The organism is Terriglobus roseus (assembly GCF_900105625.1).
In the GTDB taxonomy this organism is placed as follows: Bacteria; Acidobacteriota; Terriglobia; order Terriglobales; family Acidobacteriaceae; genus Terriglobus; species Terriglobus roseus_B.
Window position 1 is genome coordinate 2,895,513 of sequence record NZ_FNSD01000001.1, and the last position, 26,993, is coordinate 2,922,505.

Annotated in this window: 22 protein-coding genes; 8 read left to right on the plus strand and 14 right to left on the minus strand. The window is 61.3% G+C overall.

Annotated elements, in window-relative coordinates; translation table 11 throughout:
- Window positions 1–18: 18 nt before the first annotated feature.
- On the minus strand, window positions 19–2,643 hold the full coding sequence (locus tag BLW03_RS11885; protein WP_074654280.1) for an alpha-glucuronidase family glycosyl hydrolase: 2,625 nt from the start codon (window positions 2,641–2,643) through the stop codon (window positions 19–21).
- 174 nt (window positions 2,644–2,817) lie between these two features.
- Here BLW03_RS11885 and BLW03_RS11890 point away from each other — a divergent pair, with 174 nt between their 5' ends.
- The 3 genes from BLW03_RS11890 (at window position 2,818) to BLW03_RS11895 (ending at window position 5,630) form a co-directional block, all read left to right on the plus strand.
- Window positions 2,818–4,026, plus strand: coding sequence for a DUF2252 family protein (locus BLW03_RS11890; RefSeq protein WP_074654281.1), 1,209 nt, complete (start codon window positions 2,818–2,820; stop codon window positions 4,024–4,026).
- Between the two features lie 136 nt (window positions 4,027–4,162).
- Window positions 4,163–4,324, plus strand: a complete 162-nt coding sequence (locus BLW03_RS20865; protein ID WP_212733254.1) for a hypothetical protein — start codon at window positions 4,163–4,165, stop codon at window positions 4,322–4,324.
- Window positions 4,325–4,361: 37 nt separating this feature from the next.
- Window positions 4,362–5,630: an APC family permease gene (locus BLW03_RS11895; RefSeq protein WP_244502058.1), complete on the plus strand. Its 1,269-nt coding sequence runs from the start codon at window positions 4,362–4,364 to the stop codon at window positions 5,628–5,630.
- A 21-nt stretch (window positions 5,631–5,651) separates the two neighbouring features.
- Here the strand turns inward: BLW03_RS11895 and BLW03_RS11900 are convergent, their stop codons facing one another.
- From BLW03_RS11900 to BLW03_RS11910, 3 genes are all read right to left on the minus strand, one after another.
- The gene (locus BLW03_RS11900; RefSeq protein ID WP_074654283.1) at window positions 5,652–7,307 is read right to left on the minus strand and encodes an alpha-L-fucosidase; all 1,656 of its coding nucleotides are present in this window, start codon (window positions 7,305–7,307) and stop codon (window positions 5,652–5,654) included.
- A gap of 122 nt (window positions 7,308–7,429) precedes the next feature.
- Window positions 7,430–8,857, minus strand: a complete 1,428-nt coding sequence (locus tag BLW03_RS11905; RefSeq protein ID WP_074654284.1) for an MFS transporter — start codon at window positions 8,855–8,857, stop codon at window positions 7,430–7,432.
- Window positions 8,858–9,128: 271 nt separating this feature from the next.
- Window positions 9,129–9,656, minus strand: a complete 528-nt coding sequence (locus BLW03_RS11910) for an inorganic diphosphatase (RefSeq protein ID WP_074654285.1) — start codon at window positions 9,654–9,656, stop codon at window positions 9,129–9,131.
- 233 nt (window positions 9,657–9,889) lie between these two features.
- Here BLW03_RS11910 and purS point away from each other — a divergent pair, with 233 nt between their 5' ends.
- Window positions 9,890–10,135 carry a phosphoribosylformylglycinamidine synthase subunit PurS gene (gene purS, locus BLW03_RS11915; RefSeq protein ID WP_074654286.1) on the plus strand — a complete coding sequence of 82 codons (246 nt, stop codon included), beginning with the start codon at window positions 9,890–9,892 and terminating at the stop codon, window positions 10,133–10,135.
- Between the two features lie 43 nt (window positions 10,136–10,178).
- Here the strand turns inward: purS and BLW03_RS11920 are convergent, their stop codons facing one another.
- A complete protein-coding gene (locus tag BLW03_RS11920; protein WP_074654287.1) occupies window positions 10,179–10,832 on the minus strand; it encodes a TetR/AcrR family transcriptional regulator in 654 nt (217 codons plus the stop codon).
- A gap of 65 nt (window positions 10,833–10,897) precedes the next feature.
- Between BLW03_RS11920 and BLW03_RS11925 the strand changes: the two genes are divergently transcribed.
- Both BLW03_RS11925 and BLW03_RS11930 read left to right on the plus strand, forming a co-directional pair.
- A complete protein-coding gene (locus BLW03_RS11925) occupies window positions 10,898–11,776 on the plus strand; it encodes an oxidoreductase (protein ID WP_074654288.1) in 879 nt (292 codons plus the stop codon).
- Window positions 11,777–11,948: 172 nt separating this feature from the next.
- The gene (locus tag BLW03_RS11930) at window positions 11,949–13,241 is read left to right on the plus strand and encodes an aminotransferase class V-fold PLP-dependent enzyme (RefSeq protein WP_074654289.1); all 1,293 of its coding nucleotides are present in this window, start codon (window positions 11,949–11,951) and stop codon (window positions 13,239–13,241) included.
- Window positions 13,242–13,357: 116 nt separating this feature from the next.
- Here the strand turns inward: BLW03_RS11930 and BLW03_RS11935 are convergent, their stop codons facing one another.
- The gene (locus tag BLW03_RS11935) at window positions 13,358–15,541 is read right to left on the minus strand and encodes an alpha/beta hydrolase family protein (protein WP_074654290.1); all 2,184 of its coding nucleotides are present in this window, start codon (window positions 15,539–15,541) and stop codon (window positions 13,358–13,360) included.
- A 390-nt stretch (window positions 15,542–15,931) separates the two neighbouring features.
- On the opposite strand from BLW03_RS11935, the gene BLW03_RS11940 reads away from it, so the two are divergent.
- On the plus strand, window positions 15,932–16,657 hold the full coding sequence (locus tag BLW03_RS11940; protein ID WP_074654291.1) for a hypothetical protein: 726 nt from the start codon (window positions 15,932–15,934) through the stop codon (window positions 16,655–16,657).
- Window positions 16,658–16,738: 81 nt separating this feature from the next.
- Here the strand turns inward: BLW03_RS11940 and garD are convergent, their stop codons facing one another.
- The 8 genes from garD to BLW03_RS11980 all read right to left on the minus strand — a co-directional run bounded on the left by garD (window position 16,739) and on the right by BLW03_RS11980 (window position 26,456).
- Window positions 16,739–18,289, minus strand: a complete 1,551-nt coding sequence (garD, locus tag BLW03_RS11945) for a galactarate dehydratase (RefSeq protein ID WP_074654292.1) — start codon at window positions 18,287–18,289, stop codon at window positions 16,739–16,741.
- 3 nt (window positions 18,290–18,292) lie between these two features.
- On the minus strand, window positions 18,293–19,873 hold the full coding sequence (locus BLW03_RS11950; protein ID WP_074654293.1) for an aldehyde dehydrogenase (NADP(+)): 1,581 nt from the start codon (window positions 19,871–19,873) through the stop codon (window positions 18,293–18,295).
- A gap of 37 nt (window positions 19,874–19,910) precedes the next feature.
- Window positions 19,911–20,816 carry a 5-dehydro-4-deoxyglucarate dehydratase gene (gene kdgD / locus BLW03_RS11955; protein ID WP_074654294.1) on the minus strand — a complete coding sequence of 302 codons (906 nt, stop codon included), beginning with the start codon at window positions 20,814–20,816 and terminating at the stop codon, window positions 19,911–19,913.
- A 76-nt stretch (window positions 20,817–20,892) separates the two neighbouring features.
- Window positions 20,893–22,233 carry a glucarate dehydratase gene (gene gudD, locus BLW03_RS11960; RefSeq protein ID WP_074654295.1) on the minus strand — a complete coding sequence of 447 codons (1,341 nt, stop codon included), beginning with the start codon at window positions 22,231–22,233 and terminating at the stop codon, window positions 20,893–20,895.
- Window positions 22,230–23,564, minus strand: a complete 1,335-nt coding sequence (locus BLW03_RS11965; RefSeq protein ID WP_074654296.1) for an MFS transporter — start codon at window positions 23,562–23,564, stop codon at window positions 22,230–22,232. The genes gudD and BLW03_RS11965 overlap by 4 nt, the downstream gene beginning before the upstream one ends.
- A gap of 117 nt (window positions 23,565–23,681) precedes the next feature.
- Window positions 23,682–24,821, minus strand: a complete 1,140-nt coding sequence (locus BLW03_RS11970; protein ID WP_170835026.1) for a GGDEF domain-containing protein — start codon at window positions 24,819–24,821, stop codon at window positions 23,682–23,684.
- A gap of 105 nt (window positions 24,822–24,926) precedes the next feature.
- Complete coding sequence (locus BLW03_RS11975; protein WP_074654298.1) at window positions 24,927–25,538, minus strand: 2OG-Fe(II) oxygenase; 612 nt, start codon at window positions 25,536–25,538, stop codon at window positions 24,927–24,929.
- Window positions 25,539–25,592: 54 nt separating this feature from the next.
- Window positions 25,593–26,456 (minus strand): sugar phosphate isomerase/epimerase family protein, encoded by an 864-nt coding sequence (locus BLW03_RS11980; protein WP_074654299.1) that lies wholly within the window; start codon window positions 26,454–26,456, stop codon window positions 25,593–25,595.
- A 109-nt stretch (window positions 26,457–26,565) separates the two neighbouring features.
- Between BLW03_RS11980 and BLW03_RS11985 the strand changes: the two genes are divergently transcribed.
- Window positions 26,566–26,991, plus strand: coding sequence for a DoxX family protein (locus BLW03_RS11985; RefSeq protein WP_074654300.1), 426 nt, complete (start codon window positions 26,566–26,568; stop codon window positions 26,989–26,991).
- Window positions 26,992–26,993: the final 2 nt, after the last annotated feature.

Here is a 26,993-nt window from a genome sequence, read left to right on the forward strand (position 1 = left end):
AGACTTGATTGTCTCCACTTAATGCGGCGTAATATCGCCGTCCGGGCCAATGACAATGTAGTCGACGGGAGCGTACTCGCGATAGTCGCGCGCACGGATCTGGCTATTCGCCTCAGCAGCCGGGACCACGTTCTCCAGTTCCGTTCGCAGGTCCGGCACGGCGTGCAAAGTCAACGTCGCGCCGGGATGCAGTGCGACGCCATGCGCCGTGAAGCGCGTTGCCGTCTGTCCATCCGGAGCGGCGTCGTACTGCGCGGGCGGTAACGTGTCATCTGCGCGCCACTGCGCAACGCTCTTGCCGTCGACGAGTAACTCATAGCGCGATGCGCCGCGCCACATGTCGTAATACTGCACAGCGACGTTATATCTGCCGCGCGGCTGCGGAACGGTGGTTGTCAGTGTGCATCCATTGACTTCACGGCAGACAACAACTTTGCCGGCTGAAGCCGTCTCCCATGGGGTTACCTCGATGGGCGTGTAACCTTCGGCCTTCATCGCTTCCGCTTCGATGCGACCGGTGTCGCTGCCCACGCGATACGTTGCATCCGGTATGCCGGACTGTTTTTGAAACCAAGTGTTAATCGCATCGCGCCATACAATCGCATGCCCAGTCTGGAACTCGAGCAGTTGAAGAGTCTGCGTATAGCGCTCAGCATCGACCTTGCCTTCGAGCGACTTCCACTGCGGCACATACTCAGCAGCGGCACGTGCGCTTGCGTAATGCGTGTCGTATATGGATTGCACAAGTGTCTTGCCGCTGTGCAGCCGATGGTCATACGGCACATGGTGGAAAAAGAGCAAAAGGTTATCGGGAACCGTCGCAAGCGATTCGTACTGCGCAGCAAGCTCCGGCGGATACTGCTGGATGTATCCGCTGCCCCTGGCCGTTCGGTCCATGCCGATGCCATCCTTCTCTCCGCGGAACCACTGTCCCCAACCATTGCGCTCGGCGGACTCGATGCCTGGCCCGAAGTGATATCCAAGGATGTTCGTTAGGGTCCCGATTCCGTTCGGACCGGTGTAGCCCTCGTAGACCTGCCAGCTCGTGAGTAACATCTTCGGCACGGTCGTGCGGACCGCAGCATCGCTGCCCCACGTCATCGTGCTCCACGTATTCGCAATTTCGTCGAGAGGCGTGTCGGGGTTCCATGCCAGCCGTCCGAAGCCATACAGGTTCGCCATCGCCATCGGATGATGCAGCCAATTAGCATCCAGGCCGACGTTCGTCACGGAGATAAAGCCACCCAGGCGCGGCGTGCCGTCTGCGTTTGGAAACGTGTGGCCGGTAATGATCTGCTTCACCGGTGTTGCGCGCGGCTTGCCGTCAATGGCAGGCGCATGTAGATCCGTGTCGAGCACCCACTTCCACATGCTGGGCAGAAAGACCATGTGGCGTTGCTGGCCGGTGTACTCCTGCGCAGTCTGCACTTCGATCGCAACGTTCGTTCTATGGAGCGCAGCGAAGAGCGGGCTCACCGGTTCGCGTGCCTGGAAGTCGATGGGGCCTTCCTTGATCTGGATGATGACGTTGGAGTCGAATGTCCCGTCGTTCTTCACGAAGTTATCGACACCGGCACGCGCGCGGTCGGCCTTGCGATCGTTCCAGTCAAGATGGTTGTTATAGACGAAGCCGCGATAGAGCACCACGCCCCCGTGGGGCTTCAACGCGCGCGCCAGCACGTTCGCCGCGTCGGCTGGTGTGCGGCCGTATTGCGATGGTCCCTTACGACCCTCGGAGTCAGCCTTTACGGTAAAGCCGCCAAAGTCCGGCATCAGCTTATAGATCTCGTCCGCCTTCGCCTGCCACCATGCGATGACCTTCGGATCAGCGGGATCGAAGGTATCCAGCCCACCGACTGTCTGCGGACTTGTCAGGTCGATGCTCAGTGCAAGCCTCACGCCCCATGGACGGAAGACATCCGCAATGCGCGCGAACTCGTGCAGGTGCTCTGGCGATAACGTGTCCAGGTCCGCATTGACGTTGTTGACGTTGCAGCCGTTCATGCCAACGGATGCCAGCAACCGCGCATACTCGCCTGCGCGTGAAAGGTCAGCGCGCACATGCCCGTTCTCGAAGAAGATGGAGCGGCCCGCATAGCCGCGTTCGATGGTGCCGTTCAGGTTGTCCCACTCATCCGTCCACCGGATGGGCGCGGAAGGGGTATGTCCTTCATTCGAAGGCAGGGGCTTTGCTGTCGCAATCAACTCCAGCAGATGGAAGACGCCGTAGAGCTCAGCACGAGTGGAAGCACCAAGGACCTGCACCTGCCAGGGATTGCGAGAGGCAATGCGATACGTGTCCGCGCGGATGTCGACCGCGTTGTCATAGTCAGGGGCCTTGCCGGACCCGCCGCGCTCTCGATCCAGAACGATGGCTCGTTCTGTCAGCCCGGCAGCGCCCGTCACGGTGAACTCTCGCCCCAGCATCTTCGTGAGGCCTCGCTGAAGTTCAGCGCCGGCAGCGCGTTCTGTGGGGGAGTCTCCCATCACCACGATGCGCGAAGGCAACTCGCGGTACTGTGCAGGGTTTGCGATCGGCGCGTACCGTAGCCATGCGGCTGCACCGTCCTCCGCTTTCGCACCAAGGCAGGCGGCGAGGCATGTGGCGATGAGAACGATGGTGCGTGGGTTGCTTTTCATCATCAGCGCGTGTTCGTGCGGAGATACTCTGGCTCCCGAACTATATCGCCGAGGTGCACAACTGTCTATACATTGACCGCACACATACGCACTGTGCGCGTCGTCAGTGACACGCACGCACGCTTCTATGAGGCTGGTTCCCGACAGACCATCCGCGCAGCTTCATGTAACAGTTCAATGAGATTGAAGAACGATAAAACAACTACACCCGATCGACGTTCCCTCCTGGAGACAAAACGCCATAGCAAGATGGCCGAGTCTGCGCACGCCTACGTCCGTGGCAATACCCGGCGCTTCTACGAATGGCTCTCCAGTGATGCAGTGAAAGCTTCGTTACCCAGCGGTCCGGAGGTATGGATCTGCGGCGACTGCCATACGGGTAATCTCGGACCGGTAGCCGGTGTCCATGGCCGCATCGACATTGAGATCCGTGATGTCGACCAGACAGTCATCGGGAATCCTGCGCACGATCTGCTGCGCCTGGGCCTGTCTCTGGCCATGGCGGCGCGCAGCTCCGATCTACCCGGTGTAACCACAGCCCTCATGATCGAAGAGATGATCGAGGGCTACCTGGCACGCCTGACTGGCCACTCTGCGCATATCACGCCGAATGAGATTGAACCCATTCGCCGGGTGATGCGGCAGGCGGGCATGCGCCGATGGAAGCACCTGGCCGAAGAGCGCATCGAAGGCATCACGCCGAAGATTCCGCTGGGTCGCAGATACTGGGCGTTGCAGGAGCCGGAGCACGAAGCTTTGCAGAGCCTGTTCACGGAAGAAAAGCTGCGCAAGCTCATCGAGGGCATTCGCGGCAAGACCGAGGAACAGGTCGATCTGCTGGACGCTGCCTACTGGATGAAGGGCTGCTCATCTTTGGGCAAGCTACGCTTTGCAGCGCTGATCGGGGTTGGAAAGAAGAAGCATCGCCAGTTCCACCTCCTCGACATCAAGGAAGCGACAGCCGCCGCAGCTCCGCGCGCATTGCATGCGACGGTCTACGAAGACCATGCGGAGCGCGTAGTCACTGGTGCGCGTGCCTTATCACCCTTTCTGGGTAATCGGATGATCGCCGCGCAGCTGCTTGGCAAGCCCGTCATCGTGCGTGAGCTGCGACCGCAGGACATGAAGTTCGATCTTGAGAACCTTTCCCGTGAAGACGCCATCGGAACGGCTCGACTGATGGCCGGCGTGGTCGGGCGCGCACATGGCAGGCAGATGAAGCCAGCGCAGCGAGCGGCATGGGTGAAAGAGCTGCGTTCACGCCACACGCGTGGGCTCGACGCGCCGCGCTGGCTATGGAGCAGCATCCTGGACCTTGCGGCGCTGCATGAAGCTGCGTATCTGGAGCACTGCCGTCGCTACGCCCTCGGCGAAGTCGCAGCCTAGGTCATCGCAACGGTCCGCTTGCGGGGGTGCTTCGTGCCGTCGTTCCCGCGAGTCCGCTCCCGAGGAGCAGCAGGACTGTATCGCTGGTATCCGGCCGTCCTCGCCTGCCCCTGGTGGAGGGGCAGCAGGAACCACTTTGCCCGCAGTAGCTTTGCCTCCCGCTCTGCAAGGCCGTTCGTATTCCTGGGGATCGGACGAGGACGGCTTTCGCGGCAGCCAGTCCACGCGGTACAGTCACATCACAGCCCATCGACTTGACGACATCGACACCATCGCAACGGCGCACCGGCCCGCGTAAACTTCGGCTTCTGCCTCTACTGGCGGCCACTTACTTCATGGTCTCTGGCGGCCCGTATGGCCTTGAAGACATCATCGGCTTCGCAGGCTACGGCCGCGCGCTTGCCGTGTTGCTTCTGCTGCCGTTCGTTTGGAGCCTGCCCACAGCGCTCATGATCGGCGAACTTGCTGCAAGCGTGCCGGAGGAGGGCGGTTTCTATGCCTGGGTGCGTCGTGCCATGGGCCCGTTCTGGGGCTTCCAGGAGGCGTGGCTATCGCTCTCCGCCTCCATCTTCGACATGGCCATCTACCCGACGATCTTTGTGTCGTATCTGTCACGGGTGGCGCCCTCTCTGACCAGCGGACATCGAGGTCTGCTGCTGGAGATTGGTGTCGTTGTGCTGTCCGCGCTGTGGAACCTGCGCGGCAGCGTGGCGGTCGGCGTTGGCTCGGTATGGATGTGGCTGGTGGCTCTCAGCCCATTCCTCGCCTTGGTGGGCTTTGCGGTGTGGACGGGCGCGCATGCACCGCATGCAGCCATGGGTGCTCCGTCCCGCGTGGATCTGCCGGCAGCGATCCTCGTCGCCATGTGGAACTACATGGGCTGGGACAATGCCACCACGATCGCGGGAGAGGTGGAAGATCCGCAGCGCACGTACCCGCGCGTGATGATGCTTGCGGCCGCGATGGTCATGGCGACGTACATCATCCCCGTCGCGGCGGTCGCCTGGGCAGGCATCCCCCCGGAGCGCTTCAGTACCGGCGCCTGGGCTGACGCGGCGCAACTGCTGGGCGGCTCAGCCCTGGCTGTATGCGTGGTCCTGGCCGGATCGCTGGACAGCATGGGAACCTTCAACGCGCTCACACTCAGCTATACGCGCCTGCCGTATGCCATGGCCTGCGACGGTCTGCTGCCGAAGGCGCTCACCCTCCGCAATCGCGCGCGTGTGCCGTGGGTGGCCTTGATCGTCTGCGCAACCTGCTGGGCGTTGGCGCTCAAGCTGTCGTTCGAGCGGTTGATCACGGTCGATGTGCTGTTGTGGGGCCTGTCGCTCATGCTTGAGTTTGCCGCGCTCATCATCCTTCGGCGGCGTGAGCCAGACCTGCCGCGTCCCTTCCGCATCCCGGGACCAACCTGGGTCGCCGCAGCACTGGGTGCGGGGCCAGTCGGGCTGATGTTCTTCGCGCTGTGGGCTGCGCGGAACGAGCATGTGGGGCCGGTGCCGGCCTCGCTGTTTGCGCTGGGGATCGCGGCTTGCGGACTCCCGCTGTACTGGCTCGCGAAGAGGTATTTCGCAAGCCAATACAGCGGAGATCTGACGCATTGACGCTGCCAGGGTGGGCACTCGCTACGTACGGATGCGCAGGACATAGGCGTACGGATTCGGTGGCGACGAAGGCATCTTCACTTCCAGCGCATCCGCGGTTTGTTTGTACTGCAGCGATCCCGATTCACCGATCAACTCAACACGATGAATCGCACGCGGTGCGTGCTCGCCGCCCTTGCGCAGTGTCTTCACGCGCACGACTCCGTCTGTAGGCCACGCGAGCACAAAGGCATACAGCGTATTGCCGCGCGTCGTGAAACGAATGTCTTCCGCTGTGTGTGGCCGTGTCTTTTCCGCAAAACTGTTTGTAATTGGCTCGGGCGGACCTTCGCCGAAGATCGTGTAGGGTCGCGTCCCATAGATGGCTTCGCCGTGCTTTGGCACCCACGACGCGAGCTGGGCCAGGAAGGCGTGCTCATCCTCATCCAGTGATCCGTCGCCACGCACCGGCACGCTCAGCAGCAGATTGCCATTCTTACTGATCACGTCGATCAGCAGGGGAATGACGGTCTCTGCGGTCTTGTACTTGTGCTGCTCGTAGAGCGATCTCTTGTAGTGCCATTCGCCGATGCAGGTAGCGGTCTGCCACGGGTCTTCCAGAATCTCCGTGGAACGGCTGCGTTCGATCGTCAACGTGAACGCGCCGCGATGTTGTGGCTGGATCTTGTTTGCCACCACGACTGACTGCTGTGAGCCATGCTTCGCAATGCTGCTGTTGTACAGATGCGCCGTGGCCATCAGGCCCTTCTCCCCCAATGGCAGCTCCGTGTCGTCGAAGTAGACGATGTCTGGCTCGTACTTGTCGAATAACTCCTTGCAGCGCAGGTACCATAGCTCCGCAAAGCGAGGGTTCTGCGGCGGATCGTCCTCATGCCACACGGCATCATGTGTCTTGTGCCACTCGTTCTGCGCCTCGATGGTGTTCACCCCATCGGGCATGGCAAGGTTGTTGCGGCCTGTGTACAGAACCTGCGGGTCGTAGCCCTCCCACCATTTGCCTTTGCCATCCGCCTTGGTCAGCGTTGCGGCATCGTATCGCACGTTGGCCATAGGTCCGATTGCGTCGTAGCCATACGCCGCCTGCTGCCAGTGCCACGCGTGGGAACTGTGATTCGACACACCAAACTTCATGCCGTGCGCTCGAGCCACCTTGGCCCATGTGCCGACGATGTCGCGCATGGGACCGATGCGTGTGGAGTTCCATGGATGGTAGGTGCTGGCGTAGTTATCGAAGTTGTCATGGTGATTCGCCAGTGCGAAAAAGTACTTAGCACCCGCGGCCTGGTAGAGCCCCATCAACTGCTCCGGCTGCCACTTCTCGGCCTTCCACAGGTTGTCGATCTCCATGAAACCGAACTTTGATGGATGGCCATAATGCTGGGCATGCCAGTCATGGATGGGATCGCCCTGCAGGTACATCTTGCGGGCATACCAGTCGCCCTGTTCCGGCACACACTGCGCCGACCAGTGCGCCCAGATGCCGAACTTGGCGTCCCGGAACCAATCGGGCGTCTTGTTCTGCTTCAACGAGTCCCAGGTGGGTTGAAATGGCCCCGAGGCCATGTTCTGCCCGGCACCCATTGCGGAGGCCTGGGACAGGGCAGTTCCAGCTTGGGCGAGTGCAGCGGCAGCGGCCGTGTTTCGAAGAAAAGTTCGACGAGTTAGCTTCCCGGACATGCGGAATATCCTACGCCGTTCCTCGATCCAGGCCCAGATGCGGGCCATTACGAAACTTGGGTTCCCCACATACACACGAAGTGGGTGTGGGATGGGTCAGGAGGAGATGACACCGGCAGGGCTTAGATCAACGCCGATTCTGCCTCTGGCATCGGCTGGTGGCCGCTCGTATCCGAACCCGCATCGTGGGGCAGTGCAAGGCTGTCGAAGACCGGGCCCAGCGCCAGCAGAGCCATGACGATGATGGTCCATCGGAAATCCCGCAGCATTGGCGTCGATGCGGAGTGACCAGCGGTCTGCGCCACCATGCGAAGAGTGATCGCGCCTACGGCCACGCCCATACCGACACTTAACTGCATGATGGCGCTCAGGAAGCCGTTGGCACGGCTCATGCGCTCCGACGGAATCTCTGTATAAGCCAAGGTTGTCAGGCAGGTGAACTCCATGGACCGGGATGCGCCATGCGCAAACAGGATCAGCAGCAGGAGGGGGACGGGCGTGCCCGGTGTCAGCATCGCGCACAGCACCATCGTGCCTGCCGTGATGATGCCGTTGAAGATGAGGATCCGCCGAAAACCGAACTTCCGAAGCAACGGAATCACAATGGACTTCATGCTCAAATCGCCGCCAAACAGCGCCAGCAGGTAAAGTCCGCTCCGGAAGGCGCTGAGCCCAAAAGCAATCTGGAACATGAGCGGCAGCAGGAAGGGCAGTGTCGATACAGAGATGCGGAAGGCGCTGGCCCCATAGATCGAGAGCGAATACGATTTACGTCGCATTGATTCGAAGTCGATCAGCGACGTCTCCGGTCTGCGCCGCGCGTTCACGATGGCGAGCACGCCACTCAGCAGGCTCACCAGCAGCAGCGTTGCAGGGCCGGTCCATGGACTTTCGCCGCCACCGAGCTTCTCCATTGCATACACCGAACCAGCGGAGGCGAAGCCGGCAAGGATGAAGGTGCCCCAATCAAACCCATGGCTTAATTCGGTGCGGGTATTTTCAATCCACAGCATGGTGAGGACGAGCGCCGCAATGCCAAGCGGCACGTTAAGCAGGAAAATCCAGTGCCAGCTCGCGTACGTCGTGATGAAACCACCCAGCGGCGGACCGAGAACGAGCGCCGTAAGCCCAGGCCAGCTGATGTAAGCAATCGCCTGTGTGAGCTGGTCCTTGGGAGTATTGCGCAGGACGATCAGGCGGCCCACAGGGACCATCATGGCGCCACCCACACCCTGCAGAATTCGCATCAGCGTGAACTGCGTCAGGGTGTGCGCGCCCGCACAAAACAGCGAAGCGATTGTGAAGATGGCAATAGCCGTCGCAAAGACGGAACGCGAGCCGTAGTGGTCCGTCACCCACCCGCTGATTGGGATGAGAACTGCCAACGTCAGCAGGTACGCCGTCATGCCGATGTTCAGGCTGACCGCGCCCACGTGAAAGCTGCGAGCCATCTGCGGGATCGCTGTCGCGATGATGGTGCCGTCCAGGTTTTCCATGAAGAACGCGGCCGCGACCAGGGAGGTGACAAAAATGGGCGAACGGGGCTTCATCTCTTTATCGTAAGGCGGGACACGAAACTGGGTGCTAGAGATGCAAATGAAGCGGGATCTGTAGGCATCGCGTGGTGTCGACGGAATGGAAAGTCTGGATGTATCCGCAGCATCGGAGATATCCCGCGAAGGCCAAACACGCGGGATCGGGGCGCTGATGTTCCGGGATGGATCCAGGCAGCGCTGTGCTCAGAATGACATTCCTGTCGATCCATAAATAGCAAGAGGCAGCGCCGGAGCGCCGCCTCTTACGAGATGCCTGAAAACTTTCCTACTTCTTCTTCGCCTTATAGGCCGCAACCGACTTCTGAATCACTTCGTGCGCGTAATCGACGTCACGCCAGCCCCTGATCTCAACGGTTTTCCCTTCGAGGTCCTTATAGGTCGAGAAGAAGTGCACGATCTCCTTCAGCTTGTGTGGGTGGATCTGCTTGTAATCGGTGATATCGAAGAAGCGCGGGTTTGCGCAGCCCACAGCCAGGATCTTCTCATCGCCTTCGCCACCGTCGATCATCTCCATCAGGCCGATCGGACGAACTTCCTGCAGGCAACCGGGAAAGCTGGGCTCATCCACCAGAACCAGAACGTCCAATGGGTCGCCGTCATCGCCCAGAGTGCTTGGAAGAAAGCCGTAGTCGCCGGGATAGTGGACGGGGCTGTACAGGTTGCGGTCCAGCTTGAAGACTTCCAGCTGCTTGTCGTACTCAAACTTCATGCGGCCCTGGTACGGGATCTCAATCACCGCATTTACGACTTCGGGCGACTTTGCGCCCACCGGCAACTCTAAATAATTCGGCATAGGGTCTTTTCAGGTCTCAGATGGAGATATCGGCCACAAAAACGGTGTGCCCAAAAGGGGACGGGCTGCGGCAACTGCGTTTCATCTTACCCGTCAGTGGCCGTGCTACGCAAAGCCGATCTTGGGAAAGAGAATATCCGGTACCGCTCCTATCTCAAGCGTTTCTACGATTTGCGTCGATACGGGGAGGGCAGGCGACAGGCTCCGCGCCCGGCCTCACCTATAATCCGGGTATGCGCGCCCACGTTTATGTCACGCTGAAGACCACGGTACTCGATGCCCAGGGCCAGACCATTGCCAACGCCCTTCGCCGCCTGCACCACCCGCAGGTTGAGTCCGTGCGCCAGGGAAAGTACTTCGTCCTGACCCTCGCCGACACCCTGACCGGTGATGCGGCCGAGGCAGAAGTGAAGCGCATTGCCAGTGAAGTGCTGACAAACCCCGTCATCGAAGAGTTCACCTACAAGATCGACGCCTAACCGCAAATTCTGCTGAACGACCCGCGCGAACCTGCCGGACGAGTTACCGGCAGGGACGTCGCGTCGGCTTATGCACGGATGCCTGCAGGTAGGCAGTTGCAGCGACGACCAGTTCGCGCCGCATCGCATCGGCCTGCTTCTTCGGCACTTCCGATTCCACCATCCGCCGCGTCACACCGGCCATCATGTCGCCCAGCATCGCCGCAGCCACTGCGGGATCGGTGCCCAGTGGTTCCGTCGACGTGCGAAGCATGTCGGCCATCGCCGTACGGATGCGCTCGCTCATGCACTTCACCAGGCGCGCCCGGTCCATGTCGTAGCTGAAGGCATACAGCGCCATGCTTTTGCGGAGATTCCCCAGCTTCACCCTCAAAAACTCCCGCACCACACCTTCGGCCATGGCTGCCAGAGGCTTTCCTCGCAGCAGGGCGCACTCTGTCTCCACGACCTCGGCGATCTCGGCCAGGTGGCGCTCCATTACTGTCTTCAGCAACGCGTTCTTGTTGGGGAAGTACTGGTACAGAGTGCCCACGGACACACCCGCTCGTTCGGCGACGCGTGTTGTGGTCAGGCGGGCCTGTCCCACATCCAGCAAAACCTGAAGGGTCGCCTCCAGGATTGACTCCACGCTGACCGTGGCGCGTGCCTGGACCGGCGTCTTTCTTGGCTCGATGGACTCTTGAATGACCTGCGGCAAATGCGAACTCCAAACCTGAAGCTTCCTTCATCTAATCACAGGAAGCAAACTTCAGGAGATTCAACATGGCAGAAGCAGCAAAGCTTGGCGGCACCTACAAATTCCCCTCGGCAGAAAAGACTGTCCACCGCGTCGGCTACGGCGCCATGCGGCTCAGCGGGCCGCATGTCTTCGGTCCACCCGCAGACCGTGACGAGGCCATCCGCGTTCTCCGTACGGCGGTGGAGGCAGGCGTCAACCACATCGATACCTCAGATTTCTACGGCCCTTTCGTCACCAACCAGATCATCCGTGAAGCCTTGCACCCCTACGCCGACGTTCTGACGCTTGTCACCAAGATCGGCGCGTCGCGCGGTGAAACCGGCTCGTGGGACGCGGCACTGGATCGCCAGCAGATCATCGATGGCGTTCACAGCAATCTTCGCAATCTCGGCGTGGATGCTCTGGATGTGGTGAACCTGCGCGTCGGCGCGCCCCTCTTCCCGGCAGACATGTCGATCGAGGAGCCGCTCACCGTACTGCTTGAGCTGCAACAACAGGGCCTGATCCGTCACCTTGGACTGAGCACCGTGACGCACCAGCAGATCCAAGAAGGGCAGAAGCTTGCGAAGATTGTCTGCGTGCAGAACCTGTACAACATCGCGCAGCGCGAGGATGATGCGCTGATCGACACACTCAACGCGCAGGGCATCGCGTACGTGCCGTACTTCCCGCTGGGCGGCTTCACGCCACTGCAGTCGTCTGCGCTGGACGACATCGCAAAGTCTCTCGGCGCAACGTCCATGCAGGTTGCACTGGCCTGGCTGCTGCACCGCTCACCCAACATCCTGCTGATCCCCGGCACGTCATCGGTAGCGCATCTGAAGGAGAACCTGGCAGCAGCCGATCTGCAACTGCCCGCAGGGACCCTCGCCCAGCTCGACGCAATCGGAAAGCAGAGCTAACCGATAGAACCGGGTGCCCCATTCTTTGCGAAGCAAAAGGGTGGGGTATTCGCGTGAGCACGAACCTCGTTCTTCCATCGAACGCGCATAGAACAAACGTTTCAGGACTGCCTCCGCCACCAACGGATTCACGGACTCTCGTTACACTGTGTGCATCCAACGGAGACCGCACGTGCCCAACCGCCGCACCTTTCTGAAGTCCGCCGCTGCCTGCGCTCCTGCTGCCGCCATGCTCCGCACGCCCGCGCAGAATCCTGCGAAGACCATCGCGCCGCTCCCCGCGACCCTGCCCGCGGATCGCTGGCCCGCAGAGTTCGATGTCGCTCCCGGCATCATCAACCTTGAGAACGGCTACTGGGGCCTGATGCCTGTGCGTACGGCCAATCTCTATGCCGAAAAGACCGCCTATGTGAATCGATTCAACAGCATCTGGGGACGTGGCGTTCTGCCCGGCGACAACTCTGCAGCAGACTTCCGCGCAGGCCGTGCTGCCATCGCGTCAATGGTCGGTGTCGCCTATGAAGAGTGCGCACTGACGCGCTCCGGTACTGAGGGGCTGCAGACACTCATCGTGCAGTACAAGAACCTGAAGCCCGGTGACACGGTCATCTGCTGCGACCTGGACTATGACACGACACTGTCCGCGATGGACTACCTGGGCGATCATCGCGGCGCGAAGGTCGTGCGCTTCAACATGCCCGAGCCGGCCACCGAGGCCAATGTTCTGCAGGCCTACGAAGACACGCTGAAGGCAAATCCCGGCACGAAGATGATGCTTGTCACGCAGGTCTCGCACCGTACCGGCCTCATCTCGCCGGTGAAGAAGATCGTGGCGATGGCGCGTGCGCGCGGTGTGGATTGCATTGTGGACATCGCGCACGGCGTAGGCTGCCTCGACTTCAAGATCCCGGATCTCGATTGTGACTTCGCCGCGTGGTCCGTGCACAAGTGGACGATGGCGCCTCTGGGCACAGGCGCCCTCTACATCCGCAGGAACCGCATCGCGGACATCGACATTCATTACGACAATCACGAGATCCCGCCCGACGACATCACCGCGCGCGTGCCGCCCGGTGTCACGAACTTCGCCGCGACGCTGACGCTGCCGGGCGCGGTGCAGTTCTACAACGCGACCGGCGGCAAGGTCCGCGAAGACCATCTGCGCATGCTGCGCGATCGTTGGGTGCACGCCGTGAAAGACCTTCCCAACGTGGACATCCTGGTGCCTGACAATCCGGCAAACTACTGCGCCATTACGAGCTTCCGCTTGAAGGGCATGTACACGGTTGCAGACGCGTTGAAGGTGCAGCATCGGCTCTTCGACAAGTACAAGATCCACACGGTCTTTCGCAAAGGCGTCGCGAAGGGCCCGGTGATTCGCGTCACTCCGAGTCTGTACAACACGGTGGCTGATATGGACGCGCTTGCGACCGCTCTACAGGTGGAGCATGGGATGTTGCTGTAGAGGGCGCGAACTGCAAAAAAGCATGAATCGTAAGGGCACGGCTGAAGCCGTGCCCTTACGATCCTTAACCCCGCCCTACAATCCGTGCTCGAATGCGTCTGCGCTCACAAGGGAGATCACGGACGATTCTTCAGCTTCCGATCAAAGAAGTCCGCCGCGAGTTCGTAAGCCTTGACCCAGTTCCCATGCAGCAGAAAGTCGTGGACTTCATCGGGAAAGACTTTCTCTTCGACATCGACACCGTTTGCACGCAGAGCCGCGGCCAGCCGCACCGTCTGACCGAACAGCACATTGCGATCGTCGTCTCCCTGCATCAGCAGTACGGGGCTCTTCCACTTACTGACATCGGCCATCGGCGAAGCCTTGAACGCAACCGCCGCAGCGGCAGCCGTGTTGTGATCCGGATCGTCCGTCGGCTTCCACAGGTCGAGTTCGTACGACCAGTCATGCACGCCGTGCAGATCCACGCCCGCCGCAAAGTCTGCCGAATCACGCGCGAGTGCGAGCGCCGTCAGATAGCCTCCATAGCTGCCACCCCATGCGCCAATGCGTTTCGTGTCGACATTCGGTTGCGCCTTCAGCCACTTCACTGCGCCTTCAATATCCAGATACTCCGTACCGCCAAAGGCGCCGTAGTGCGGGGCCTGCCGGAACTCCATGCCGTAGCCTGTCCCGCTGCGATAGTTCACGCTGAGCACCGCGTAGCCGCGCGAGACGAAGTACTGGTTCAGCTCATACGTCTGCGCGTAGTACTGCATGGGATTGAAGCCAAGCAGCATCTGGCGGCGCGATCCACCGTGGAAGAAGACGATGGTGGGTAGCTTCGTGCCGGGCCCTGCGTTCTTCGGTAGGAAGAGTTGACCGTGAATCGGCAAGCCATCGGTTGCCGGGAAGACAATCATTTGAGGGACGACGAACTCGTCATAACGGGGACGGGATGACGAAGGCAGTCCCTCGACGGCCAGGCTGGCGAGAGGACCCCGGCCCGGAGGAGCCATTTGGGGGCAAGGCCGTCTGCCCGGACCGCTACACGAGATGATGTTCTCCAGTCCTCTAACCGAGAGCACGGGAAAGAATGCCTGGCCCCATGAAGCAGCCATGAAAGCGACCGACCCATCGGCTAGTAACGCTGGATTGGTCTCCAGTTGCGGGCCGCTGGTAATCGCGCTTGGCGGGCTCGCCGCCGTACTCACACTCCACAGGTGCCTGCGGTCGATATCCGCAGGATCGTTTGTGACCTGGTTGCTGCTGTAAACGACCCGCTCGCCGTCCGTGACAACGTTGTCCACTTCGAAGTCGCCGGGCGTCAGCAGCTTCCCACTCTTCTCACCGGGCATCAGCGAATACAGGTGCAGCCAGCCGGTCTTCTCCCACGGGAAGACAATGCGGCCATCCGCCATCCAGAGCAGTTGATTCTTCGCCACCATCTCGTGGAAGAGAGAGCCATTGCCTTTGTCGGCATGCCAGGCCTCAGTGCCTTCGCCGGTCGCTGCATCGGCAATCCGGATCGACCACGGCACGGGCACGGCGCGCATCCAGCGAAGATCGAGTTCACTGATCCACGGACTCTCCCGCACGAAAGCAATGCGCTTCGAATCGTTCGACCAGGCGGGATCGTGGTCGAGGCCCGTACCGGGATCGACGTACGTGAGTGTCTTGCTGGCAAAGGTGAAGACGCCGATGAAGCTGTGGTCGCTGCGGCGCGAAACAAAGGCCAGCTTGCTGCCATCGGGGGAGGGCCGCAGTGCGGTCGCGGTGCCTTTAGCAATCACGAGTTGCTCGGGCTGCTTCGTGGCGTCGACCACGTCTGCGGCGAAGATCTTGCCGCTGCGCAGGAAGAAGATGCGCTTGCCGTCCGCGGAGAATGCCGCGGAATGGCCCTCGCCGACGACACGCACCTCGCCGGTCACAGTTGCGATCTCGACACGCGCCTTTACGTCTTCCTGCAGATGCGCGGGGTTGGCAGCGGTCGGGTGTTCGCTGCCCTCAGGTCCAATACCGCGCGTGTAGGCAACGCGCTCTCCATCGGGCGACCAGGTGATGTTGTCGATGTCCTGGCCGTCGTCCTCCTTGTAGTGCGTGATGGCGTGCGCCTTCTCGCCGGGGGCGGCAACCCATACGTTGCGAATGCCCTCCTGATCCACGAACCATGCCACGCGATTCTTCGCGGGTGCGGCAGTCAACTGGTTCATGAAGGGCGCGGAGAGCGCATCGGCGACGCTGAACGGCTGCTGCGTCTGCGCGTTCGCTACGCAGGCAAGGCTAAGGCTAAGAGCTAGCAGGCGGTGCAGGCGCATCATGTGGTCCTCTGGGGGTAGATGGGTTGAATTTGAGCATATCGTGGGCGCAATCGAAGACGATTCGCGCTTTGCGCGAAGCACCCGGGCCGTGCTCCTCGAATTGGTCATCCTGAGCGGAGCGCATTCGCGGTTTTCCTCCAGCACTCCTCAAGAGCTGTCATCCTTCGATCGCACTTCGCTGCGCTCCGTTTCGCTCCGGATGACAAATCCGTGAAGAAGTCCCGGATCGAAGGCCGCACCGCATTCGTTCAGGGCTATAAATCTTCCGGGCGGGAGGAATTCCTGCTCACCCATTCGCGATGGAGCAGGTCTAGAATGAGTGCCGATGACGTTCGCCTTCGCGCGTGTTGCGTGGAGCGTCACAACTCCCGATCCAACAGGAATGCCCTTATGCGCAATTCGCTCTGTTGTACGTTCGCACTCGCCGCTATCGCCCTTGTCCCCGCGCTTCGCGCCCAGGCCCCCGCCGGCGCACCGCCTGCCCAGGAAGAAAAGGCCAAGGCCATCGCCAACGGCGGTATCTTCGTTCCCGGATGGAAGGCGACCGTGGATGCTGGGGCCGTCAAGCAGGGTCAGAGTGAGAAGGATTCCAGCTTCAAGATGGAGGGCAAGGCCTTCCACGTGATGACCGGACCGGCGCTCACCTACTGGAACCCGAAGAACGCCCCTACCGGTGACTACACCGTGATGGCGAACTTCAATGAGCCGCAGTATATGAACCGCAACGACCATCCGCACCCGTACGGCATCTTTATCGCCGGCAATGACATGGGCACGCCCAATGAGAGTGGCCTGTACTGCGCCGCTTACGGCAACGGCAACTTCATCGTCCGTGGTTTTGGCCCCGCACCGTTCCAGGTGAACGGCCGCCGCGGCGAGGCGAACGATGCTGTGCATAAGGCTGCCGGCCCCGGCCAGCCCGTCTCGCAGGCGATCTCTGTGCAGGTGAAGGGCGACAGCGTGTCGTGCATCATCAATGGCACGACGGTTGGCACCTACAAGAAGGCCGACCTCGTCGGGCCGGGCAAGCTCAAGTCCACCGACGGCGTAGCCGGCATCCGCTTCGCACACAACACCGACGCAACCGTCAGCGACTTCATGGTGATGAAGCCGTAGTCTGCTTCTCAACGATCACGCATCGACGACAGGCCCTGCATCCGAAAGCGATGCGGGCTCTGTTGCGTCTGGTCTCCTTGTCTAGGTAATCGGAGCCGGATTGAACAACGCGAATTCGTTGTGAAGTCCCCAGCGGTCTGCGCAGGTCTGCTGACGGCCGCTGGCCACCTCCAGAATCATGTGGAAGATCTCCCAGCCCACCTGTTCAATGGTCTGGTCACCCGTTGCAATGGTGCCCGCGTTGATGTCGATCAGGTCGCTCCAGCGTTTTGCCAGCGAGGTGCGTGAGGTCACCTTGATCACCGGCGCCATCGCCAGGCCGTAGGGCGTGCCCCGGCCTGTGGTGAAGACGTGCATGTTCATGCCGGCCGCCAGTTGCAGTGTGCCGCAGACGAAGTCGCTGGCAGGTGTCGCGGCAAAGATCAGACCCTTCTTCGTCACGCGTTCGCCGTGGCCGCTGACGCCGTGGATGGTGCCGATGCCGCTCTTCGCGATAGAGCCCATGGCCTTCTCGACAATGTTATTCAGGCCGCCCTTCTTGTTGCCGGGCGACGGGTTTGCGCTGCGATCCACGCCGCCATGTGCGAGATAGTCGTCGTACCACTGCATCTCGCGGACAAGGTCTCGCGCCACCTCATCCTCGGCGGCACGCGCGGTCAGCAGGTGGATGCCGTCGCGAACCTCGGTGACCTCGCTGAACATCACTGTCGCGCCTGCACGCACGAGCAGGTCGGTCGCGAAACCGACTGCAGGGTTCGCGGTCACACCACTGAATGCATCGCTGCCGCCACACTGCAGACCCACCACAAGGTCGCTTGCGGGGCAGGTCACGCGACGTCGCTTATCCAGTTCGATCAGGCGCTTCTCCGCCAGCTCCATGATGGCCGCAACCATCTCGCCGAAGCTGGTGTGCTCCTCGTCCTGTAGCCGCACGACGTACGGTGATCCTTGCAGGATCGGCAGGGTCGATGCCGGCAGCATCTGCGCGGGCTGCAGCTTTTCGCAACCGAGGCTGACGACCATGGGCGCACCACCGAGATTTGGATTCAGGCTCAGGTTACGCAGCGTGCGGATCGGGATCTCGGAGCCCGGCGCGTTGATGGCGACGCCACAGCCATAGATGTGCGTGATGCCGATGACGTCATCGACGTTGGGATACTTCGGCAGCAGCTCTGCCTTGATGCGCTTGACGGCAAAGTCGACGGTTGCCGCGACGCACTGCACCGTAGTGCTGATGCCCAGGATGTTGCGCGTGCCAACCGTGCCGTCGTCGTTACGGAAGCCCTCGAAGGTAAAGCCTTTCAGCGGCTCCTGCGCCGGGAGCACCGCGCCGCCGAAAGGCACTTCGCTCAACTCCGGTGCAGGCGGCAATTCCAGCAGACCCTCGTGTACCCAGGCTCCGCACGGGATGTCGGCATTCGTTGCGCCGATCGTCACACCATAGCGAATCACGCGCGATCCGCGCGGCAGATCCACCAGCGCGATCTTGTGGGCTTCGGGGATGTCTTCCGTCAGCGTCAGGCCGTCCTCAAACACCGTGCCCGCGCGCAGCCCGCCTTCATTCACGATGATGGCGACGTTGTCGTCCGGATGGACGACGATGCGCAGCGGGCGTGTCGGTGTGTCAGTCATGGGCTATGCGGTGAGCAGCTTGCCGTCCACGAGCCGGGGTTTCGTCGCAAGGTTGGCATCCTGCAATTCGGCAGGCAACAAATCGGCGGGGAAGTCCTGGTAGCAAACCGGTCGGAGGAACCGCTCGATCGCCATGGCACCAACGGACGTCACGCGCGCGTCCGAAGTCGAAGGCGAAGGTCCGCCATGCACCATGGCGTACGAGACTTCTACACCCGTCGGGAAGCCATTGATCACGATGCGTCCAGCCTTGCGCTCCAGCACCGGCAGCAGCTTCGCGGCGAGCGCGTGGTCCGCTGCTTCCAGATGCATGGTGGCCGTCAGCTGACCCTCAAACTGGTTGGCAAGATGGACCATCTCGGCGTCGTCCTTGCACGAGATCACGAGCGCGACGGGCCCAAAGATCTCCTCACCCAGCTTTGGATTCTTACTGAAGCTCTCAGCCGTCGTCGCGAACAGAACGGGCTGCGCTGCGACGGGATGCGGGGCCTCACCGCCCGCGCCCAGCCTGGTGACGCCGCTGATGGCTTCTACCGATACAACACCATGCGCGAAGGCCTGTTGAATGCCTGCGTTCAACATCGTCGCGGCGTTCGCGGCAGAGATTGCCTCGCCCGCGGCCTTCGTGAACGCATCGAACGTCTCGCCCGCAATGCCGAAGATCAGACCGGGCTTGGTGCAGAATTGTCCCACGCCCAGCGTCGCCGATCCGACGAGGCCGGTAGCAATCGCCGCACCGCGTGCTTCAAGAGCTGCGGGCAGCAGAAAGAGCGGGTTTATGCTGCTCATCTCGGCAAAGACGGGGATGGGCTGAGGGCGCGCGGCGGCAATCGCCATCAACGCCTGCCCACCCTTGCGCGACCCCGTGAACGCGACGGACTGGATGGCGGGATGCTTCACCAGCGCGCCGCCCACCTCATTGCCTACGCCCACCAGCAGCGAGAACGTACCCGGAGGCAGGCCGCACTTCGCAACAGCCTCCTGAATCGCACGCCCCGCAAGTTCCGAGGTGCCCAGGTGCGACGGGTGTGCCTTTGCTACGACGGGGCACCCCGCTGCAAGCGCCGCAGCGGTATCGCCGCCAGCGACTGAAAACGCGAGAGGGAAATTGCTTGCGCCGAAGACAGCGACCGGGCCAACGGGAATCTTGCGCGAGCGCAGATCGCTGCGCGGCAGCGGCTTGCGATCGGGCATGGCAGTGTCGACGACGACATTCAGGAACCGGCCGTCACGCACCAGCGATGCGAAGAGTTTTAACTGGCCGCAGCTACGTCCGCGCTCGCCCTCGAGGCGAGCCTTAGGCAGTCCGCTCTCGGCCATTGCGCGTTCGATGAGCTCATCGCCCAGGTCTATCAGGTTCTGCGCAATGGTCTCCAGCAGCACTGCGCGCATCTCCAGCGGCGCCGCGCGAAAGGCGTCGAAGTCCTGCTCGGCAAGCTCGCAGGCCTTCGCCACATCGGCGACCGATCCACCGCCGAAGACCGGCTCCAACTCCGCACCGGTTGCGGGATTTGCCGCGCGCATCTCGCCCTGCGTCCCGAGAACTTCCTCGGCACCAATCAGCATTGCTCCAGTCACTGCCATGTGTTTCTCTCCAAACCTGCTGCAACCAGCCTACTGCTTAGGTGCGGTTGCCGATCAAGGCTTTCAACTGCGTCGTTTCGTCGTCTGTCAGGTCGCTGAGCGGCGTGCGTACCGGGCCACAATCGTGACCCATCAGGCGAACGCCTGCCTTCACGATGGAGACCGCGTATCCCTTGCGGCGGTCGCGGATCGCCAGATAGGGCACAACGAACTCGCGCATTTCCCTGGCAACGAACGCGTGGTCGCGACGGCGGACCGCGGCGTAGAAGTCGGTCGCCCACTTCGGCAGGAAGTTGAAGATCGCCGACGAGTAAGTCGTCACGCCCATCTCCAGGTAGCTCAGCGCGAACGTCTCTGCCGTGGGCAGGCCGCCGATGTACGTCAGCCGGTCGCCCATTCGCAGATAGATCTTCATCATCAGTTCCAGGTCACCGACGCCGTCCTTGAAACCAACCAGGTTCGGGCAGGCGTCGCACATGCGCGCAATGGTCACGTCCGTCGCAATCGCGTTGTCGCGGTTGTAGACGATGACGCCCAGCGACGTCGAATCGCAGATCGCCTTCACATGCCGGAAGAGTCCATCCTGATCCGGATTCACAAGGTACGGCGGAAACAGCAGTAGCCCCTGCGCACCGGATTTTTCAGCGGCTTTGGCAAACTCAATCGCCGTGCGTGTGCCGTAACCGCAGCCAGCCAGGATCGGCATCTTGCCCGCGGTCTCGGCGACGGCGGCGCTCACCACGCGGCTGTACTCCGGCAGCGTCAGCGAGAAGTACTCCCCCGTACCGCCCGCGGCAAACAGCGCGGCCAGCTTGTGCGCATCCAGCCACGCCAGGTGCTTGCGGTACGAGTCTTCGTTGAAGTCACCGTCGGCGGTGAAGTGCGTGACCGGGAAGGAGAGCAGGCCGGAGCCGATGGTCGATGCTAGAGTCTTGGGGTCCATGTCTATCCGTCAGCAAGATCGTGCGGGCTGCGCACGTTACCACTCTACCGAAGGGCCGTCGTCGGCCTGTTGAGGTCTACCGTACGAGGCAAGGCCGTTTGGGATCAAAGGTCCATCCGGGGATCAGGTACTGCATCGCCATCGCATCGTTGCGCGCGCCGGCCGGCAGCCTGTTGTAGACCTCGTGCGCCAGCTCTACCTGCTGCATATCGATCTCGATGCCAAGGCCCGGCATCTCCGGCACGGTCAGCATGCCACCCTCGATCTGCAATGGATTCTTCGTGATCCGCTGGCCGTCCTGCCAGATCCAGTGTGTGTCGATGGCGGTCGTCTTACCCGGCGCTGCAGCGGCCACATGCGTAAACATAGCCAGCGAAACATCGAAGTGGTTATTTGAATGCGATCCCCAGGTAAGCCCCCACATCTGGCACATCTGCGCCACGCGCACGGAACCTTCCATAGTCCAGAAGTGCGGATCGGCCAGCGGAATGTCGACGGACTGCAGTTGGAGCGTGTGCTGCAACTGGCGCCAGTCGGTCGAAATCATGTTGGTCGCGGTGGGCAGGCCGGTTGCGCGGCGGAACTCCGCCATGATCTCGCGCCCGCTGAAGCCGTCCTCTGCGCCGCAGGGATCTTCCGCATAGGCCAGCACTTGCTGCTTGCCGCTGCACAGACGGATCGCTTCCTTCAGCGGCCATGCTCCGTTGGGATCGAGTGTGATGCGAGCCTCCGGGAAGCGTTCGGCCAGCGCCGTAATCGCTTCCATCTCCGCATCACCGGCCAGCACGCCACCCTTCAGCTTGAAGTCGTTGAATCCATAGCGATCGTGCGTCGCCTCCGCAAGGCGGACGATGCTCTCCGGCGTCAGCGCCTCTTCGTTGCGCAGACGCAGCCAGTCGTCCTCTGCATCGGTATCGCTTGGGTAAGGCAGGTCCGTTTTCGTGCGGTCGCCGATGTAGAAGAGATAGCCGAGCACTTCGACGGACTTGCGCTGCTGCCCATCGCCCAGCAATGCCGCAACGGGAAGGTTCACGAACTGGCCCAGCAGGTCCAGCATCGCCGCCTCAATCGCGGTGACGGCGTGGATGGTGATACGCAGGTCGAACGTCTGCAGTCCGCGGCCACCCGCATCGCGATCGGCAAAGGCGGCGCGCACCGCCTGCAGCACATTGCGATAGGCTGCGATGGACTTGCCGATCACCAAAGGGGAAGCCTCGTCCAGCACCTGCCGGATCTTCTCGCCACCGGGGACCTCGCCCACGCCGGTATTGCCCGCGTTGTCCGTCAGGATGACCAGGTTGCGCGTGAAGAAGGGAGCGTGTGCGCCGCTCAGGTTCAGCAGCATGCTGTCCTGCCCAGCCACGGGGATGACACGCATTGCGGTGACAACAGGCGCGCCGGTGATGTTCGAAATCATGCCCTGCCTTCGATCTGTTCCGGTGTGAACTCAACACGGTGGATGTCACCCACGATGAAGAGGTACGAGATGATGGCGCACAACGCCATGAAACCCACATACACCAGCGCCAGGTTGAACGAGCCCGTGCGCTTGACGATGTAGCCAATGATGATCGGCGTCAGGATGCCCGCCGTGTTGCCGAACAGGTTGAACAGGCTGCCCGTCAGTCCGGTCATGCTGCGTGGCGCTGCGTCGGCAATGACCGTCCAGCCCAGAGCTCCAAAGCCCTTGCCGAAGAAGGCAAGCGCCATCAGCGCGATGACGATGGTGGTGTTGTCGGTGTAATTGCAGCCGATCATCGTCAGGGAACAAAGCATGCCCAGAACGATGGGTGTCTTACGCGCGACGGACAGATTGCCGGTGCGTCGCAACAGCTTGTCACTCACTACACCACCCAGGATGCCGCCCACCACACCGCATAATGCCGGCAACGAAGCAGCGAAGCCGACCTTCAGCATCGACATGTGGCGAGCCTGGCTCAGGTAGATGGGGAACCACGTCAGGAAGAACCATGTCAGTGCGGTAATGCAGTACTGGCCCAGGTAAATGCCCACAAGCATGCGGCTGCTCAGCAATAGCTTCACCGCAGCCCATGTCAGCGTGGACGGGTTCTTACGGGCAGCGCCATAGTCCATGCCGGCAAGGCCGCCACCCATCTCGATGTGGCTGATCTCGGACTGGCTGATGCTGGGATGTTCCTTCACGCTATAGACCGTGCGGAACCACGCTGCGCTCAGCGCCAGGCTCATCAGGCCGCCCAGCCAGAAGCACGTCTGCCAGTTGAAGTGAGTGACCGTCCAGCCCATCAGAGGGCCGAAGAAGACCAGCGCGAAATATTGTGATGAGTTGAAGATGGCTGATGCGCGTCCGCGCTCTGCCGCCGGAAACCATGCGGCAACGATGCGTCCGTTGCCGGGGAAGATCGGGGCCTGCACCGTGCCGGAGAGCAAACGGATAAAGAACAACGCGCCAAATGCGATGGCCGCAGGCAGGTATCCGGTGAATCCCGCGAGCAGGCCGCAGATGGACCAGCCGATGATGCTGTAGCCGTAGACACGCTTGGACCCATAACGATCCAGCAAGCCACCTGCGGGAAGCTGCGCGACTACATACGCCCAACTGAAGGCTGAAAGCAGCCAGCCCAGCCGCGAAGGATCAAGGTGCATCTGCTTGCTGAGCGCGAGCCCGACAATCGATAGCACGACCCGATCGCCGTAGCTGAAGGAGCTGGCAACGAACAGCATGAATACGATCAGGTAGCGCACGCGGGTTTGCTTCGCTATTGGCATGTGTCGCGTGCGTGGCCTCCGGCTTCCTTCAGAACGTCTCCGACCAGTGAAAGCCCGGCAGGAGAACTATAAAAGACCCTCGATCATTGCGGGCGAATCCGCCGTGGAAGACCCAACCTACGTGACGTGCACGAAGTTTCCACCAGCGTTCTTGGCGGCGTAAAGCGCCTCATCGCATTTTGCGATCAGGCCTTCCCAACTGGTCATGCCGCGCGTCAGCGTTGCGACGCCAAAACTGGCCCGAATCCTCAGGCCGTCACTGGCTTCAAAGTGAAGCGCTTCAAGTGCCAGGCGCAGCCGTTCGGCGATCTCTTCTGCGTTGAACAAAGGGCAGTTCGGCAGCACAATGACGAACTCATCCCCGCCCACACGCGCAATGGAATCTGTGCCGCGCAGTTCCGCCTCCATGCTGCGAACAGTGTCCACCAAAACGGTGTCGCCGACGCTATGGCCCAGCGAGTCGTTGATCCGCTTGAAGTCATCCAGGTCGACCGCAATCGCAGACAACGGGCGCCCTGTTTCCATGCTCATCTCAACGGCTGTTGCCACCAGCAGTTCCAGTGCGCGCCGGTTGAGCACGTGCGTCAGCGGATCAGTCATCGCCTGCACATGCAGTTCATTTCGCAGGGTCGTCGCAATCATCCACACAAACGCGATATCGATTGCGACAAAGATCATCGTGTTCAGCATGACGACAGATGTCTGGATGTCGTCGGCCTTCAGATACGTCTGCGTCGTGCCCCACACCAGTGTCAGCAGCACGCGCGTCAGATTCAGTGCCGCCGAAAACGCCAGCACACCGCCCATGCTGATGGCGGCCACGCGAATGCGCACACGGCCACCGTCAAAGGCCACCGCCGCGCAGATGGCGAACTGCAGTCCCGTCGCAAGTCCAATCGCCGCCAGCCGCAAGCGTATATCCGGATGGATCAGGGAGAAGTAGATGCACTGTGCCAGCGACAGTGTGGCCACGGTGCACTGCGCGATCCATAGTCGACGGTCTGCCCGCAGGAACTCTGAAAGGCAGCGATGCAGAAACACATAACCCATGCTGTACAGGAAGTTTGCCAGCACCACGGCAACCCACACGGGCAGGTGCTGCCGATCGGCAATGAGTATCCCGCCGATGAGGTAATTCACATTGCTGGCGACAAACCAGCGGATGCCCCGCATGCTGCGGTGCTCGCGCACATTGGCGACCACCAGCAGGGTGCAGAAGCCCAGTAGGCAGACCCGTTCCAGAAGGAGAGTGCGCATGTCCATGGCCATCCCCTTTCAACTTGTACTTTGTGCGTGTGCGTTGAAGGATAAATCAGCAAAGGACTCGATGGGATGGCGCGAGTCGCTAAACGCCCGAATCGACTACGCCGTCTTGAGACGCGTCCGCACATGCAACCAGCAGTTCACGGCAAAGCGCGAATCAGCGAAGTCCTGTGATGGGCACTCCACGCGCATCACCTGGTGAGCAGCCCACGACGGGAAGACCGCCAGCGTATTCTGCGTCGGCTCCACGGTTGCAAACACGCTGCCGTCTGCCGTGCCTTGCGGATAGATCCGCAACTGACCGCCCGTGAAGCGCTTAGGCTCGCGATAGAAGTAGTACACGGCACTCAACGCGCGGTGGCTGCCGTCGCCACCCATAACCGTCTGTGTATCCAGGTGCCGATGGAAGTGTGCGCCATCGTTGTGCGCGGCCAGCTCCAGCTCAACACCGGAAACATCGAAGGGCGGCAGGCCCATCTGCGCAACCCAGCTCTTGTACTGCTTTGCCGCGGCTGCGGCAAACGGCATCTTGAAGGGACCAATGTCTGAGAGCACCAGCGCGCGGCGACGATCTTCATCCACGCCGGTAAAGACGCGAGCCGGTACAAACAGATCCTGGTTCTCCAGAGTCCAGGCCAGAAGCCGTGCGTGCTCTTCCTTTGGCAGGAAATCAGGCACGGTGATGTGAGGAGCAGGTATCGCAGGCGGCATGTCTTCCTATCTCACCACATCACCGATGCTTCCGTTTCCCAACGACGATCGCCGTCAGACCTTCAGAGAATGAAGATACGGAACACTGGGCGGCATTAGTTCCGGATCCTCTTCCAGCTCGACAAAGTAGTTCTTGATGCCGCTGATCTTTGCGGCAGCGAAGACTGACTTCCAATCCACCACGCCCTTACCAAGCGGCACCTGCTTCGTCTTACCGTCCGGTCCGACGACCCAGTCCTGGCAGTGCATAGAGATGTAGCGGCCTTTGTACCGGTTGAAATAAGTGACCGCATCGTAGCCTGCCTGCATGCTCGACACCTGGAACTGCAGCTTCACATTCGTCGGATCGAGTTGCGCGATCATCATGTCATAAACAGGTTTGCCATCAATGCGGGCAGAAACGAAGCCTTCATTGTGCAGAACGGCCGTGATGCCAGCGGCATGTGCCTTTACGGCAAAAGCATTGAAGTCGTCGGTGTAGCGCTTTACGTCGTCGACGGTCTCCTTGCCGGTGGGCTTGTACGGCCCAAGCATCGCAACCACCATCTGCGTCATGCCGAACTCCTTCGCATAGGCGATGCGTTCATCGCCGTGCTGGTAGAGCTCCGTTGGAACGAAATGCGCGCTGATGCAGGTGATGCCGTGGTCGGCGAGCATGCCGCGCAGCTCCTGCGGCTTGTACCTGCCGAGCGGAAGGAAGTCCGGGTAGGCGAAGGGCGAACACAGTTCAATAGTCTTGAAGCCGGCGGCCTGCACCCACTTCAACGCACCGGGAAAGTCCGCCTTGATCATGTCTTTGATCGGATACGTCTGGCAGCCGATGGGCATGCCGAGCGGATCGGCAAAGGACAAGGGCAGAGCCGCCGCGGCAGTGGCCGCAGCACCAAGCTGAAGAAAGTTGCGTCGCGTGATTGGCATCGGTCGGTCGCCTCCGAAAAGTCTTCCACAAAGCATATGCCAGGTGGCTGCTTTGTGGAGGCGCGCGTGTCAGCGTCCATGTGCATCTTAGGACGGGAAGGAGTTCCCTATGTCGAAGCTGTTTTCTCTTCGCCGATCCCGAACGAGCCCGCTGCAGGATGCCGCGCGCATCGGCCTGGGCCTGACACTCATGTTCGCCGGAACCTCGCACCTAACCTTCGCACGCAAGCCTTTCAAGGCGCAGGTACCGCCGTGGATCCCGATGGATGTCGATGATGTCGTGCTGCTGTCGGGTGTGGGAGAGATCACACTGGGCGCCGCTCTGCTGCTGGCGCCGGAGGAGTTCCGCCAACTGGTGGGCAGCGCCGCCGCCGGCTTCTTCACCGCAATCTTCCCCGGCAACATCGCGCAGTACCAGCACCGCCGCAGCGCGTTTGGCCTGGATACCGATGGGAAGCGGTTTGCGAGATTGTTCTTCCAGCCCGCGCTGGTCGCATGGGCTCTCTGGTCTACCGGAGCTATTGGGAAAAAGTGAAC